Origin of the sequence: Bradyrhizobium sp., assembly GCF_028868675.1 — a bacterium.
GTDB lineage: Bacteria > Pseudomonadota > Alphaproteobacteria > Rhizobiales > Xanthobacteraceae > Bradyrhizobium.
In genome coordinates this window covers 1-13,084 of record NZ_JAGWUA010000136.1, presented here as the reverse complement: position 1 = coordinate 13,084, position 13,084 = coordinate 1, and the positions used below count along the sequence as shown (strand labels likewise).

The 13,084-nt window shown below is 66.1% G+C and carries 13 protein-coding genes, 1 pseudogene and 1 riboswitch; of the genes and pseudogenes, 3 read left to right on the top strand and 11 right to left on the bottom strand.

The window, feature by feature from the left end; all coding sequences use genetic code 11:
* The coding region (locus KGM94_RS17390; RefSeq protein WP_300261838.1) for a 2'-deoxycytidine 5'-triphosphate deaminase at positions 1 to 848 on the bottom strand (848 nt) is incomplete at its 3' end.
* A gap of 108 nt (positions 849 to 956) precedes the next feature.
* Positions 957 to 1,036, top strand: a riboswitch (SAM riboswitch).
* A 70-nt stretch (positions 1,037 to 1,106) separates the two neighbouring features.
* On the opposite strand from KGM94_RS17390, the gene KGM94_RS17385 reads away from it, so the two are divergent.
* Positions 1,107 to 2,303: an O-succinylhomoserine sulfhydrylase gene (locus KGM94_RS17385; RefSeq protein ID WP_300261834.1), complete on the top strand. Its 1,197-nt coding sequence runs from the start codon at positions 1,107 to 1,109 to the stop codon at positions 2,301 to 2,303.
* A 61-nt stretch (positions 2,304 to 2,364) separates the two neighbouring features.
* Here KGM94_RS17385 and KGM94_RS17380 read toward each other — a convergent pair whose 3' ends face one another.
* Genes KGM94_RS17380 through KGM94_RS17370 form a run of 3 tightly spaced genes read right to left on the bottom strand, consistent with a single transcriptional unit; the run spans position 2,365 to position 5,378 of the window.
* Positions 2,365 to 3,354: an SGNH/GDSL hydrolase family protein gene (locus tag KGM94_RS17380; RefSeq protein WP_300261831.1), complete on the bottom strand. Its 990-nt coding sequence runs from the start codon at positions 3,352 to 3,354 to the stop codon at positions 2,365 to 2,367.
* Between the two features lie 12 nt (positions 3,355 to 3,366).
* Complete coding sequence (locus KGM94_RS17375; protein WP_300261828.1) at positions 3,367 to 4,131, bottom strand: SGNH/GDSL hydrolase family protein; 765 nt, start codon at positions 4,129 to 4,131, stop codon at positions 3,367 to 3,369.
* Positions 4,131 to 5,378, bottom strand: a complete 1,248-nt coding sequence (locus KGM94_RS17370) for an OpgC domain-containing protein (protein ID WP_300261825.1) — start codon at positions 5,376 to 5,378, stop codon at positions 4,131 to 4,133. Before KGM94_RS17370 ends, KGM94_RS17375 begins: the two co-directional genes overlap by 1 nt.
* Before the next feature lie 178 nt (positions 5,379 to 5,556).
* On the opposite strand from KGM94_RS17370, the gene apaG reads away from it, so the two are divergent.
* A complete protein-coding gene (apaG, locus tag KGM94_RS17365) occupies positions 5,557 to 5,949 on the top strand; it encodes a Co2+/Mg2+ efflux protein ApaG (RefSeq protein WP_300261841.1) in 393 nt (130 codons plus the stop codon).
* Positions 5,950 to 6,119: 170 nt separating this feature from the next.
* Here the strand turns inward: apaG and KGM94_RS17360 are convergent, their stop codons facing one another.
* The 3 genes from KGM94_RS17360 to KGM94_RS17350 form a co-directional block, all read right to left on the bottom strand.
* Positions 6,120 to 7,127 (bottom strand): Hsp33 family molecular chaperone, encoded by a 1,008-nt coding sequence (locus tag KGM94_RS17360; protein ID WP_300261822.1) that lies wholly within the window; start codon positions 7,125 to 7,127, stop codon positions 6,120 to 6,122.
* A 118-nt stretch (positions 7,128 to 7,245) separates the two neighbouring features.
* On the bottom strand, positions 7,246 to 8,181 hold the full coding sequence (gene argF / locus KGM94_RS17355; RefSeq protein WP_300261819.1) for an ornithine carbamoyltransferase: 936 nt from the start codon (positions 8,179 to 8,181) through the stop codon (positions 7,246 to 7,248).
* Positions 8,181 to 9,389: an aspartate aminotransferase family protein gene (locus KGM94_RS17350; protein ID WP_300261815.1), complete on the bottom strand. Its 1,209-nt coding sequence runs from the start codon at positions 9,387 to 9,389 to the stop codon at positions 8,181 to 8,183. Before KGM94_RS17350 ends, argF begins: the two co-directional genes overlap by 1 nt.
* Positions 9,390 to 9,855: 466 nt before the next feature.
* On the opposite strand from KGM94_RS17350, the gene KGM94_RS17345 reads away from it, so the two are divergent.
* Positions 9,856 to 10,368 (top strand): GcrA family cell cycle regulator, encoded by a 513-nt coding sequence (locus KGM94_RS17345; RefSeq protein WP_300261812.1) that lies wholly within the window; start codon positions 9,856 to 9,858, stop codon positions 10,366 to 10,368.
* Positions 10,369 to 10,602: 234 nt separating this feature from the next.
* Here KGM94_RS17345 and phoB read toward each other — a convergent pair whose 3' ends face one another.
* The 4 genes and pseudogenes from phoB to KGM94_RS17325 form a co-directional block, all read right to left on the bottom strand.
* Positions 10,603 to 11,310, bottom strand: a complete 708-nt coding sequence (gene phoB, locus KGM94_RS17340) for a phosphate regulon transcriptional regulator PhoB (RefSeq protein ID WP_300261809.1) — start codon at positions 11,308 to 11,310, stop codon at positions 10,603 to 10,605.
* Positions 11,311 to 11,325: 15 nt separating this feature from the next.
* On the bottom strand, positions 11,326 to 12,042 hold the full coding sequence (gene phoU, locus KGM94_RS17335) for a phosphate signaling complex protein PhoU (protein WP_300261805.1): 717 nt from the start codon (positions 12,040 to 12,042) through the stop codon (positions 11,326 to 11,328).
* An 11-nt stretch (positions 12,043 to 12,053) separates the two neighbouring features.
* Positions 12,054 to 12,884: a phosphate ABC transporter ATP-binding protein PstB gene (pstB, locus tag KGM94_RS17330; RefSeq protein WP_300261802.1), complete on the bottom strand. Its 831-nt coding sequence runs from the start codon at positions 12,882 to 12,884 to the stop codon at positions 12,054 to 12,056.
* A pseudogene (locus KGM94_RS17325) lies at positions 12,881 to 13,084 on the bottom strand (phosphate ABC transporter permease PtsA); the annotation flags it as partial. The pseudogene KGM94_RS17325 and the gene pstB, both read right to left, overlap by 4 nt.

Here is a 13,084-nt window from a genome sequence, read left to right as displayed (position 1 = left end):
GGATCGAACGGCACCATCTCGGCGGCGTAGTCGGGCGGTACCTGGACCGCCTCCTTCGAAGCGAGAATGTAGAACTCGCCGGGATCGAGGATGAGGCTGCCGTCGGGGCGCGCCGCGATCGGCTCCCAGAAGTCCTCGATCGCGTAGCCGGCGCGGCGATCGACATCGACCACGCCGGTGTGGCGCTTGGCGCGATAGCCGACGAAACCGTTGGCCTTCTCGCCGGAGAGATCGACGGAAACCGCGACGCCGCCGGTGAGATCGGCGTCGTCGACGTCGACCAGCCGCTCGGCCGCGTGCAGGGCTTCGAGCTCGTCGAGACCCAGGATGGCGTCGCCGGTGCGGAAGCGCACCTGCGACAGCCGCGAGCCCTCGCTCACCAGCACCGGAAACGTCTTTGGGCTGATCTCGGCATAGAGCGGGCCGTGATAGCCGGCGCCGATCATGTCGAAGCGGCGGGTGCCGTCGGCGATCACGCGGGTGAAGACGTCGAGCCGGCCGGTCGAACTCTTCGGGTTCGCTGCCGCGACGATCTCCGGCGGCAGCGCGAGGCTCTCCAGGAGCGGCACGATGTAGACGCAGTTGGTCTCCAGCACCGCACCGTCGGAAAGGCTGAACTCGTGCAGCTTCAACTCGTCGATGCGCTCGGCGACGGTGGCGCCGGGGCCCGGCAAGAAGCTCGCGCGAACGCGGTAGGCGATGTCGCCGAGCCGCAAGTCGAGGCTCGCCGGCTGAATCTGGCTCTCGACGAAGGGATAGGCGGGCAGGATCAGCCCGCCATCCGCCATCGCCGCGATCATGCGGTCGGGCAGGATGCCATTGGCGTCGGCGGCAACCGTGAACGTCAACCGGTGGTCCTCTGAAAGGGTCAATCGCGCCTAAAATACCCGGAAATGAGCCTGATATCGCTATCCGATGGATGCCTTGACGGAAAGGGTTCGGCGGAATAAGAGCATGACTTATCCCGTGGTGATTTGAGCCGGCCGGCTTGCAGCCACGTTAAATAAATCGCTAAACAGGCCGGGGACACGTGTGATCCCGGCCAGTGGAGATATCCAGGCCGGTTTTTTTGTGACCATTTTTCGAGTGGTCATGTTGGAGGTCACATGTCGAAGTCCGCGGCGCCCACGGCGCAGTATCGTCCCGAAACCCGGCTGGTCCATTCCGGCACCCTGCGCTCGCAATTCGGCGAGACGTCGGAGGCGCTGTTCCTGACCCAGGGCTACGTCTACGACACAGCCGAGCAGTGCGAGGCGAGGTTCAAGGGCGAGGATCCCGGCTTCATCTATTCGCGCTATTCCAACCCGACCATCGCGATGTTCGAGCGCCGCATGATCGAGCTCGAGGGCGCGGAAGCCGCGCGCTCGGCCGCCACCGGCATGGCCGCGGTGACGACCGCCATCCTCGCGCCGCTGAGGGCCGGCGATCACGTGGTCGCCTCAAAGGCGCTGTTCGGCTCCTGCCTCTATGTCGTGCAGGACCTGTTGCCGCGCTACGGCATCGAGACGACGCTGGTCGACGGCCTCGATCTCGACCAGTGGCAGCGCGCGATGAGGAAGAACACCAAGACCTTCTTCCTGGAAAGCCCGACCAATCCGACGCTCGACGTGCTCGACATTCCCGCGATCGCGGAGATCGCGCATTCCGGCGGCGCGCGGCTCGTCGTCGACAACGTGTTCGCAACGCCGGTGCTGCAGAGCCCGCTGGCGTTAGGGGCCGACGTCGTGGTCTATTCCGCGACCAAGCACATCGACGGCCAGGGCCGCTGTCTCGGCGGCGTCATCCTCTCCTCCGAAGCCTTCATCGCCGAGCACATCCACAATTTCATGCGCCAGACCGGGCCGTCGATCTCGCCGTTCAACGCCTGGGTGCTGCTGAAGGGCCTGGAGACGCTGGGCATCCGCGTGCGCGCGCAGACCGAGACCGCGGGCCGCATCGCCGATGCGCTCGCAAGCCACCCGAAAATCTCGCGCCTGATCTATCCCGGCCGCGCCGACCATCCGCAGGCTTCCCTCGTGAAGAAGCAGATGCGCGGCGGCTCGACGCTGGTCGGCTTCGAGGTGAAGGGCGGCAAGGCGGCGGCGTTCCGCGTCCTCAATGCGCTCAAGCTCGCAAAGATCTCCAACAATCTCGGCGACGCCAAGAGCCTGGTGACGCATCCGGCGACCACGACGCATCAGCGCCTGAAGCCGGAAGACCGCGCCGCGCTCGGCATCAGCGAAGGCTTCATCCGCTTCTCGACCGGCCTGGAGCACGCCGACGATCTGATCGAGGATCTCGCCGCGGCGCTGGAGAAGGCGTGAGGAGCGAATGGCGAGTGGATGAGGCCCTATTCGCTATTCGCCACTCACCATTCGCCTCACCTCACATCGGCCGATACGTGCGCACGTCGGCGGGCACGTTGATGCCGAGCTTGATCTGGCCGACCGAGCGGATGATGTCGTCGCCGAGGAGCTGCGCGAAACAGGCGTAGCCCCAGTCGTTCATGTGCAGGCCGTCGGAGATGACGAAGCCCTCCACCGGGATCGCCTGCTTCTCGTGCCAGTCACGCATCACCTCGAAGCGCGGGAAGATGCCGACATGGCGCAGTTCGGCGACACGGCCGAGCAGGTTCACCATCCTGCTGGCGCGTTCGCCGCGCGCGGTGACGGCCGGCGAATATTGCGGATCGACCAGCACGATGTCGGTATTTGCGGCCTGGAGGCGCGTGACGCCCTCCTCGACGAATTTGGCGATCTCGGACGGTTCGACGTTGCGCAGCACGGCGTTGGTGCCGACCTGCCAGATCACGAGATCGGGGTGCCTGTCGAGGACTGCGGTCTGCAGCCGCCTCATCATCTCCGGCGCGTCCTCGCCGCCGACGCCGGCATTGAAGATGCTGATGCTGGCGCTTGGATAGTGACGGCGGAGCTGCGCCACCAGGCGATTGGGGTAGTTGAATTCGGGCGAGCTCGCGCCAAAACCCTGGGTCGAGGAGGATCCGAACGCGACGATCACCACCGGCTCACCGGCAACGAGCTTGCCCGCAACGTGCGGCAGGGAGCCCATCGATTTCGCCGCGCCCTTCGAGGGCAGGCACGGCACGCGGTTGAAGATGTCGCCGGCCGATTTTGCGACCTGCTTCACCCTGTCGATGAGGCTTCGCTGGTCACCCGAGGCCGGCTGGTTCGCAGGCGCCGCAACGGCTGCGCTCTGCTGCGAGGCCGCCGGCGCTGCCGGTTGGGCGGCCGCGATGGTCGCCGGCGCGGCGGCCTGCGCCTGTGCCCGCGCGAACGGGGCAGCCATCAGCAGCAACGCTGCCGCGATCGGCGCGGCCAGCCATGCGCTCGGGCGAAAAGGGCGGTCAGAACTCATTTACGCCAGACCTCAATTCTGCTGCTGCGGCCCGACACGCGCTGCTTCGATCACGAACTGCGCCAGTGCCCGGCCGAGGCAATCATGGACCTGTTTCGCAAGCTCGATGCCGTGCGACGGGCTGAACAGGTCGAACTGTCCCTGGTCCTGCCACTGGCGCATGATCTGGAAACGGTCGAACAGCGGGATGTCATGCTCCTGCGCCACCACGCGCATATTGTCGAGATAGGGCGGCACCGAGATCATGGTCTCGGTCCGCGGGCTGTACTGCAAATTCATCAAGACAACATCGGCCCCCGCATTTTGCAGCGCAGCAACACCTTCGCTGACGGCGCCGCGAAAATCGTCGGGATCGATGGATCGCATAGCATCCACGGTCCCGGTCTGCCAGATCACCAAGGTAGGCCTTTTTGCTTCCATCAGCTTAACGAAACCGGCAGCAGCCTCTTCCGCGGTCTTCTTGCTCTGTAGTTCTACGGAGACCCGCACCGGGACGGACGGCAGCCTGTCCTTCAGGACCGCCTGCAGACGCGCCGGATACGAGCTCTCCTCCGAGGACGGGATGGTCGTCGACCGGCTGCCGACGACCAGGATGTCGAGAGGACGGCCTGATCGGATGGCCTCGCCAACCTTCGGAAGCTGGCTGTCGGTCGCGAGCAGGTAGGCCGGCACCTCGCAGGACGGCGGCGCGGCGGGCGGGATGTCCTCGGCGCGCGCGAAGGACGCGGCGAGACAGCCGCACAAGAGGATCAGGCTCGGGAGAACCTTCGCCTTCATCAGCCCCCTCCGGCCAGATCGGCGTTGCCGACGGCGCCCTTGGCCTTCGCACCGCTCTTGTCGGCGACGCGCTTGTACCACGAAATCACCCAGGCCACGGCCCACATGACCAGGATTCCGCAGAGGCTAATCAGCGCATGCATTGCGGGGCCGCCGGAGACTTCGGCCAGGATGAAATGACCGGCAAAGGCGAGGAAGACGCCGAGGCAGAAGATCTCCAGCGAATGCTGCCCGCAGAGAATGAGCGGCTTGAGCCAGGGCGATCTCAGACCCGGCCAGTCCCTCGGCAGGAAACGCACGGTGAGCGCCGCCAGCGCCAGGAAATGCGTGAAGCGCAGCACGTCGAGATTGGTCTTGTCGATCGGGTACATCCACTGCTCGATCCGCCTCGGCATGTAATGACCGAGCTGCGGCACGTGCCAGGTCAGCGTCACGTAGAACGCGGCGAGCAGATAGGCGATCGCGATCCACATCGTGACCGGAGAGGCCAGGATGCGCGACATGCGCTGCGCGCCGCCGAGCGCGCACCAGGCGCCGAACACGAACAGCAACTGCCAGGCGAACGGATTGAACGCCCAGAAGCCGTTCGGATAGGCCGAGAGATAGAGATCGTATTCCCAGGTCACGGCGTAGAGCAACACCGACAGACCGAGCGTGACGTCGGGCTTCCACTTCATCGACCACAGGATCAGCGGCAGCGCGAGCATCAGCACGATGTAGAGAGGCAGCACGTCCATGTTGACGGGACGGAAACGCAACAACAGCGCCTGCACGATGGTGACGTCGGGCTGCTTGAGGAAGTCCAGGATGCCCATCTCTTCGGTGTAGAGCGGGTTCTCGAAGCTCGTCGCGACGTAGGAGATTTCAGCGAGGAAGATCGTGAACAGGAAGACGTGGGCGACGTAGATCTGCCAGACCCGGCGCAAAATGCGCGCGGCCGCGATCACGAAGCCCAGCTCCAGCATGGCGCGGCCGTAGACGAAGGCGGCGGTGTAGCCGGAGATGAAGATGAAGATTTCGGTGGCGTCGCTGAAGCCGTAGTTGCGGATCGTGAACCAGGTCAAGAGATTGGGCGGCAGGTGATCGACGAAGATCAGCCACAGCGCGAGCCCGCGGAACAGATCGAGCCGCAGTTCGCGCTCGCCGACGGCCGGCAGCGTTATGGCGGGCGCGGCGACCGCCGCGCGCGCCTTGGCGTCCGCGGTCGCGGCGATCGTCGATCCCGTCACTTGATCGGCAATGGTCATGGGTTCCTGAACCTGGCGCAAGACGCGGCCGCTCGCAATTGTACCGGCTCGGCCCCCTGCCCGCAAAGCCGCCGGATCAAATCCGGAAACACCTGCGATGCGAAATCGGGCGGCACGATGTCGCCCCCGCCGCGCGCGATCGTTGGTTCCCCAGCGGATTTTGGCTATGATGGCAGCCATGTACCGTGCCGTCACCCGCCAGATCGAAGTCACCGTCGAGCCGAACTTCGTGCCCGAGCAATCCTCCGCCGAGCGCTCGCGCTATTTCTGGTCCTACACCATCGTCATCACCAACGCCGGCGCGGAGACCGTGCAGCTCAAGACGCGGCACTGGATCATCACCGATGCCTCGGGCCGCAAGCAGGAGGTGAAGGGCGAAGGCGTGGTCGGCGAGCAGCCGGTCCTCGCGCCCGGCGAGCGCTTCGAATACACCTCCGGCGTGCCGCTCTCGACCGCCTCTGGATTCATGACAGGCCGCTACCAGATGGTCAGCGAAAGCGGCGAACGCTTCGAGATCGACGTGCCGACGTTTTCGCTCGACAGCCCCGAGGCGAGGCGGGTGCTGAACTGACGATTGCTCTCGGCGCTCGTCATCACCGGGCTTGACCCGGTGATCCATCACTTCAAGCCGCAGGGTGGGCAAAGGCGCGAAGCGCCGTGCCCACCATCCATCCACGATCTCGGCACAACGGTGGGCACGCTTCGCTTTGCCCACCCTACGCGCCCGTCACATGCGGCGCGCTACGCCTCTTCCACACCCGCTTCGTGCGGGGTGAACTGGTAGACCGAGGAGCAGAACTCGCAGGTCACCACGACCTTGTCGTCCTTGACCATGGCGGCGCGGTCGTCGGAGGAAAAGCTCTTCAGCATCGCCGCGACCGCATCGCGCGAGCAGGAGCATTGCGCCTGCAGACTCTCCGGCGCGAACACACGCACGCCGCGCTCGTGGAACAGGCGGTACAGCAGCCGTTCGCCGGAGAGATCCGGATCGATCAGCTCGACGTCCTCGACGGTGCCGATCAGCGAGCGCGCCTCGACCCAGGCATCGTCCTCGGCGATGCTGTGCACCGCGGCGCCCTCGGGCGCATCGCCCGGATGCAGGTCGGCCTGCCGCGCACGCTCCGGCGCCTTGGGCAGGAACTGCATCAGCATGCCGCCGGCGCGCCAGCGGTGCTTGCCGCCGTCGCTCGATCGCCATTCTTCGCCGACCGCGAGCCGCACCTTGGTCGGGATCTGCTCGGAGCGCAGAAAATATTCATGGGCGGCATCTTCCAGGCTGCCGCCATCGAGCGCCACCAGGCCCTGGTAGCGGCTCATGTCCGGTCCCTGATCGATGGTCATGGCGAGATGACCGCGCCCGAGCAGCGCGCCGGAGTCGCCGGCCTCGCCGAGCCTTGCCGCGTCATAGCGCGCGTAGGCACGCAGGCGGTCGGGCGCCTTGAAGTCCACCACCAGGAATGACACCGGACCGTCGGTCTGCGCCTGCAGGATGAAGCGGCCCTCGAATTTCAGCGCCGAGCCCAACAGGATCGTCAGCACGATCGCTTCGCCGAGCAGCTTGCCGACCGGCGCGGGATAGTCGTGCTTGGTCAGGATGTCGTCGAGCGCAGGTCCGAGCCGCACGAGGCGCCCGCGCACGTCGAGCGCGTCGACCTCGTAGGGCAGCACGGCATCGTCGACCGGAATGGCGGACGGCGCGCGGACCGGACCTTCGGGTCCGGTCTCGATGTCGGGGGATTGGGAGATCATGGCGCTCTATCTGGGGTCGGAAGAGGCGAAATGGAAGGGGTCGCGCAGCGCGCGCGTCCCGGATCAGCAGCGCACCACGCCGCTTGGCGGCGCGCTGCGCAGCATCCGCGGAACGAAGTCACTCCACCGCGTCAAAACACCAGGCCAGAATGCCCTTCTGCGCATGCAGACGGTTCTCGGCCTCGTCGAACACGACCGACTGCGGGCCGTCGATCACCTCGTCGGTAACCTCCTCGCCGCGATGGGCGGGCAGGCAGTGCATGAACAGCGCGTCGGGCTTTGCCAGCGACATCAGCTTGGCGTTGACCTGATAGGGCTTGAGCACGTTGTGCCGGTGCTCGCCCTCCTTGTCGCCCATCGACACCCAGGTGTCGGTGACGACGCAATCGGCGCCGCGCACGGCGGCTTCCGGATCGGTGCCGAGTACGACGGAGGCGCCGGCCGTCCTGATCCAGTCGCGCATCGCCTTCTTCGGCGCGAGCTCCGGCGGGGTCGCGACGTTGAGCCTGAACTTGAAGCGCTCGGCGGCGTGCGCCCACGAGGCGAGCACGTTGTTGTCGTCGCCGGTCCAGGCCACCGTCTTGCCCGCGATCGGTCCGCGATGCTCCTCGAAGGTCATGAGGTCGGCCATCACCTGGCAGGGATGCGAGCGCCGCGTCAGCCCGTTGATCACCGGCACCGTGGCATGTGCGGCGAGCTCCAGCAACGCGTCGTGATTGAGGATGCGGATCATGATGGCGTCGACATAACGCGACAGCACGCGTGCGGTATCGGCGATGGTCTCGCCGCGGCCGAGCTGCATCTCGGCGCCTGTCAGCATGATCGACTCGCCGCCGAGCTGGCGCATGCCGACGTCGAACGACACGCGCGTGCGGGTCGAGGGGCGCTCGAAGATCATGGCGAGCGTCTTGCCCTCGAGCGGCCGCGCGGATTTCTCATGCGCCTTCAGCTTCGCCTTCATGGCGGAGGAGGCGGCGAGCATGCTCTTGAGCTCCGAGAGCGGCAGCTCGTTGATGTCGAGGAAGTGCTTCGGGGAATTGGGCGTCTGGCTCATCAGCTTGCCGCCCGCTTCGGCTGGCTGGAGGAGATCGCGGCGCAGGCACGTTCGAGCCGCGCCACGGAATCGTCGATCTCGGCCTCGGTGACGATCAAGGGCGGCAGGAAGCGCACCACGTTGTCGCCGGCGCCGACGGTCAGCAGCTTCTCGTCGCGCAGTGCGGTCACGAGGTCGCCCGAAGGCACCACGGCCTTGATGCCGATCAGGAGGCCCTCGCCGCGAATCTCGCTGACGACGTCGGGATGGCGGTCGATGACGGAGGCGAGCTTCTGCTTCAACAGCAGTGACATCTTCTGCACGTGATCGAAGAAGCCGGGCTTGAGCATGACATCGAGCACGGCATTCGCCGCGGCGATCGCCAGCGGATTGCCGCCGAAGGTCGAGCCGTGCGAGCCCGGCGTCATGCCGGAGGCGGCTTCCGCGGTCGCAAGGCAGGCGCCGATCGGGAAGCCGCCGCCGAGCGCTTTTGCGAGCGACATCACGTCGGGGGTCACGCCGAGGCGGCGATAGGCGAAGAGGTCGCCGGTGCGGCCCATGCCGGTCTGCACCTCGTCGAACGCCAGCAACAGGCCGCGCTCGTCGCAGAGTTCGCGCAACGCCCTGTAGAACGCCGGCGGCGCCGCGCGCACGCCGCCCTCGCCCTGGATCGGCTCGATCAGGATGCCGGCGGTCTGCGGGCCGATCGCCTTCTTGACGGCTTCGAGGTCGCCATGCGGCACCTGGTCGAAACCGTCCATCGGCGGACCGAAGCCCTCGAGATATTTTGCCGAGCCGGTGGCGGCCAGCGTCGCCAGCGTGCGGCCGTGGAAGGCACCCTCGAAGGTCACGAGGCGGTAGCGCTCGGGATGGCCCTTGGCGGCGTGATGGCGGCGCACCACCTTGATCACGCATTCCAGCGCCTCGGCGCCCGAATTGCAGAAGAACACGAAGTCGGCAAAGCTCTGCTCGCAGAGCCGCACCGCCAGCCGCTCGCCGTCCGGGCTCTGGAACAGGTTCGACATGTGCCAGAGCTTCGTCGCCTGCTCCTGCAGGGCCGCGACGAGATGGGGATGGACATGCCCGAGCGCATTGACGGCGACACCGGAGGTGAAATCCAGATAGCGTTCGCCATTGGTCGCGATCAGCCAGCAGCCCTCGCCGCGCTCGAAGCCGAGCTCGGCCCTGGCGAAAACGGGAAGCAGATGCGTCGCGGCGCTCTTGGTCATGACGGTCACTTTGGCGGTCGGTTGAAAGGCCCGCCGAGGCTTGCGCATTGCGCGGCGCATCATCGGCCTGCCCGGAAAATGAAACGTGCCGCCTTTTAAGGGCGGCACGCCAGACTATCTTATGCGGGGCGCAACCCGTGTCAATGCCGGTCAGAAGAGCTCGTAAAGCGGCATTATCCGTATTCTTTCGGTGCCGATTTTGCGGAGATCGAGCCACGGAACATGTGGACGCGGGACCGCGGACTCTTGCGCCGGAGTCACGCCATATTGTAGCGTTCGGGCTGTCAGATACGACATCTCGTGCAGCGGTTCTGAATCCTCTTAGTCCTGGTCACCGGCGTACACGTTCGGGCGCACTCATTGCGGCCGGCGAACCCCAAGGGATTCTGAGGGCACGGGTTTTTGAGGCTTAGGCATCGCAGCGCCGGACCGGAAACGGCCGGCGCAAGACGAAGGGAAGGGTGCGATGACGGTTTTGACCTGGTCCGACGATCGCGTCGAGCAGTTGAAGAAGCTCTGGGAGGCCGGGCTTTCGGCCAGCCAGATCGCAGCCGAGCTCGGCAATGTGACCCGCAATGCCGTGATCGGCAAGGTGCACCGGCTGGGCCTGTCCGGCCGCGCCAAGAGCCCGTCCTCGGCCGCGCCGCGGCCCCGCAAGGCGCGCCCCGCCCAGCACATGATGCGGGTGAGCCGCCCGATCTCGCGCGGCAACACGGCGCTGGCGCAGGCCTTCGAGGTCGAGATCGAGCCCGATCCGATCGCCTACGACAACGTGGTGCCGATGAGCCAGCGCCTGTCGCTGCTGGAGCTCAACGAGGCGACCTGCCACTGGCCGGTCGGCGACCCCTCGAGCCCGGACTTCTTCTTCTGCGGCGGCAAGGCGCTGAGCGGCCTGCCCTACTGCGCCCAGCATTCGCGCGTCGCCTACCAGCCGGCCACCGACCGCCGCCGCGCTCCGGCCAAGCCCGGCACGCGCTGAGCTGGACCTGATTGGGCCGAACGGCGCCGTCGCAATCACGACGACCGCGCAACAAACTCGATGTCGTCCCCGCGAAAGCGGGGACCCATCAACCGCCGGCAGGCGTGGTTACGGGGACTCGGAGTTACCTTCTTCGCGCAACAGCTTCACTTCGTGGCTATAGGTCCCGGATCGGCGCTCCGCTTCGCTGCGCTTGTCCGGGACGACGGCTAGTGATTGTAGGCGCAGCGTAGCTTACGTCCGCGCCGCCTTCGCGAAACGATCGTCGAGCGCGTAGCCGGCGCCGCGCACGGTGCGGATCGGATCCTGCTCGCGGCCGAGATTGAGCAGCTTGCGCAGCCGTCCGATATGCACGTCGACCGTGCGCTCGTCGATGTAGATGTCGCGGCCCCACACGCTGTCGAGCAGCTGCTCGCGGGAGAACACCCGCCCGGGATGCTCGAGGAAGAACTCGAGCAGCCGGTATTCGGTCGGGCCGAGATCGATCGGGCGGCCGGAGCGCGCGACGCGGCGCTTATCGCGATCGAGCTCGATGTCGCCGAAGGCGAGCACGGTGGCGAGCCGCTCGGGGCTCGCGCGCCGCAACAGGCCCTTCACCCGCGCCAGCAGTTCCGGCACCGAGAACGGCTTGACGATGTAGTCATCGGCCCCGGTGGCGAGCCCCCGAACCCGCTCGCTCTCCTCGCCACGCGCGGTCAGCATGATGATCGGCAGCTGCCTAGTCTCGGGGCGGGTGCGAAGCCGCCGGCACAGCTCGATGCCGGACAGCCCCGGCAGCATCCAGTCGAGCACGATCAGGTCGGGAACCTGCTCCTTGAGGCGGGTGTCGGCGTCGTCGCCGCGCGTCACCGTCTCGACTTCATAGCCGTCGCCTTCGAGGTTGTAGCGCAACAGCTCGGTCAGCGCTTCCTCGTCCTCAACCACCATAATGCGTGCGCCCATGGCGTCGCCTTCTCCTCAACTGTTCGGGACCGTCGTCGCGAAAGTCGTCATGTCGCCCTTCGGACGCTTGTCCGCGATCTGCTGTCCCTCGATCATGTAGAACACGGTTTCCGCGATGTTGGTCGCATGGTCGCCGATCCGCTCGATGTTCTTGGCGCAGAATATCAGGTGGATGCAGAACGAGATGTTGCGCGGATCCTCCATCATGTAGGTGAGGAGCTCGCGGAACAGCGAGGTACAGATGGCGTCGACCTCCTCATCACCCTTCCACACCGCCAGCGCGGCCGGCAGGTCGTGCGCGGCATAGGCGTCGAGCACCGACTTGACCTGCTGCTGCACGAGGTCGGTCATGTGCTCGAGCCCGCGGAACAGTTTCAGCGGATGGAAGTCGGTCTCCAGCGCCGCGACGCGCTTGCCCATGTTCTTGGCGAGGTCGCCGATGCGCTCGAGGTCGGTCGCGACCCGCATGGCGCCGACGATCTCGCGCAGGTCCACCGCCATCGGCTGGCGGCGGGCGATGGTCAGCACCGAGCGTTCCTCGATCAGCTTCTGCAGCGCGTCGATCTCGGCGTCGGCGGCGACCACGCGCTGGCCCAGCGCGACGTCGCGGCGGATCAGCGCATCGACGGAATCGACGATCATGCGCTCGGCGAGGCCGCCCATTTCCGAGACCAGCCGGGTGAGCTCCTGCAGGTCGGAGTCGAAGGCCTTTACGGTGTGTTCAGAACCCATGTCTCGTCTCCTCAACCGAAGCGGCCGGTGATGTAGTCCTGCGTACGCCGATCGGTCGGCGACGTGAAGATCCTGCTGGTGTCGTCGAACTCGATCAACTCGCCGAGATACATGAAGGCGGTCTTGTCGGAGACGCGCGCCGCCTGCTGCATGTTGTGGGTGACGATCGCGATCGTATAGTTCTCGGACAATTCCTGGATCAGCTCCTCGACCCTGGCGGTCGAGATCGGGTCGAGCGCCGAGCAGGGTTCGTCGAACAGGATCACCTCGGGCCGCACCGCGACCGTGCGGGCGATGCAGAGCCGCTGCTGCTGGCCGCCGGAGAGGCTGAGCCCCGAGGCGTTGAGCTTGTCCTTGACCTCGTTCCACAGTGCGCCGCCGCGCAGCGCCTTCTCGACCCGGTCGTCCATCTCCGGTTTCGAGATCTTCTCGTACAGGCGGATGCCGAAGGCGATGTTCTCGTAGATCGTCATCGGGAACGGCGTCGGCTTCTGGAACACCATGCCGACCCGGGCCCGCAGCAGATTGAGGTCGAGGCTGGGATCGAGGATGTCGGTCTGGTCGAGCATCAGTTGTCCCGTGGCGCGCTGGCCCGGATAAAGATCGTACATCCGGTTGAAGATGCGCAGCAGGGTCGACTTGCCGCAGCCGGACGGGCCGATGAACGCGGTGACGCGGTTGGCGCCGAGCGTCAGGTTGATGTTCTTCAGCGCGTGGTGCTCGCCGTAATGGAAGTTGAGATTGCGGGCCGTCACCTTGGCCGGGACTTTCGGCAGCGCCGGTGCCGCCAGATGACCGCCGTGACCGGCGGCGGAATTCACGGAAACGGACAGGTCGGTCATTCTGAAGTCCTCTCGGCGCCAAGGATACGCGCGGTGATGTTGAGGGCGAGCACGGTCAGCGTGATCAGCAGCGCGCCGCTCCAGGCAAGCTGCTTCCAATTGTCGTAGGGGCTCTGCACGAAGTTATTGATGGTCACCGGCAGGTTGGCCATGGTCTTGGTCAGGTCCAGGCTGAAGAACTGGTTCGAGAGCGCGGTGAA

Coding starts and splice junctions, on each gene's coding strand:
- KGM94_RS17385 (WP_300261834.1), top strand. CDS start 1,107: ATGTCGAAGTCCGCGGCGCCCACGGCGCAGTATCGTCCCGAAACCCGG.
- KGM94_RS17380 (WP_300261831.1), bottom strand. CDS start 3,354: ATGAGTTCTGACCGCCCTTTTCGCCCGAGCGCATGGCTGGCCGCGCCG.
- KGM94_RS17375 (WP_300261828.1), bottom strand. CDS start 4,131: ATGAAGGCGAAGGTTCTCCCGAGCCTGATCCTCTTGTGCGGCTGTCTC.
- KGM94_RS17370 (WP_300261825.1), bottom strand. CDS start 5,378: ATGACCATTGCCGATCAAGTGACGGGATCGACGATCGCCGCGACCGCG.
- apaG (WP_300261841.1), top strand. CDS start 5,557: ATGTACCGTGCCGTCACCCGCCAGATCGAAGTCACCGTCGAGCCGAAC.
- KGM94_RS17360 (WP_300261822.1), bottom strand. CDS start 7,127: ATGATCTCCCAATCCCCCGACATCGAGACCGGACCCGAAGGTCCGGTC.
- argF (WP_300261819.1), bottom strand. CDS start 8,181: ATGAGCCAGACGCCCAATTCCCCGAAGCACTTCCTCGACATCAACGAG.
- KGM94_RS17350 (WP_300261815.1), bottom strand. CDS start 9,389: ATGACCAAGAGCGCCGCGACGCATCTGCTTCCCGTTTTCGCCAGGGCC.
- KGM94_RS17345 (WP_300261812.1), top strand. CDS start 9,856: ATGACGGTTTTGACCTGGTCCGACGATCGCGTCGAGCAGTTGAAGAAG.
- phoB (WP_300261809.1), bottom strand. CDS start 11,310: ATGGGCGCACGCATTATGGTGGTTGAGGACGAGGAAGCGCTGACCGAG.
- phoU (WP_300261805.1), bottom strand. CDS start 12,042: ATGGGTTCTGAACACACCGTAAAGGCCTTCGACTCCGACCTGCAGGAG.
- pstB (WP_300261802.1), bottom strand. CDS start 12,884: ATGACCGACCTGTCCGTTTCCGTGAATTCCGCCGCCGGTCACGGCGGT.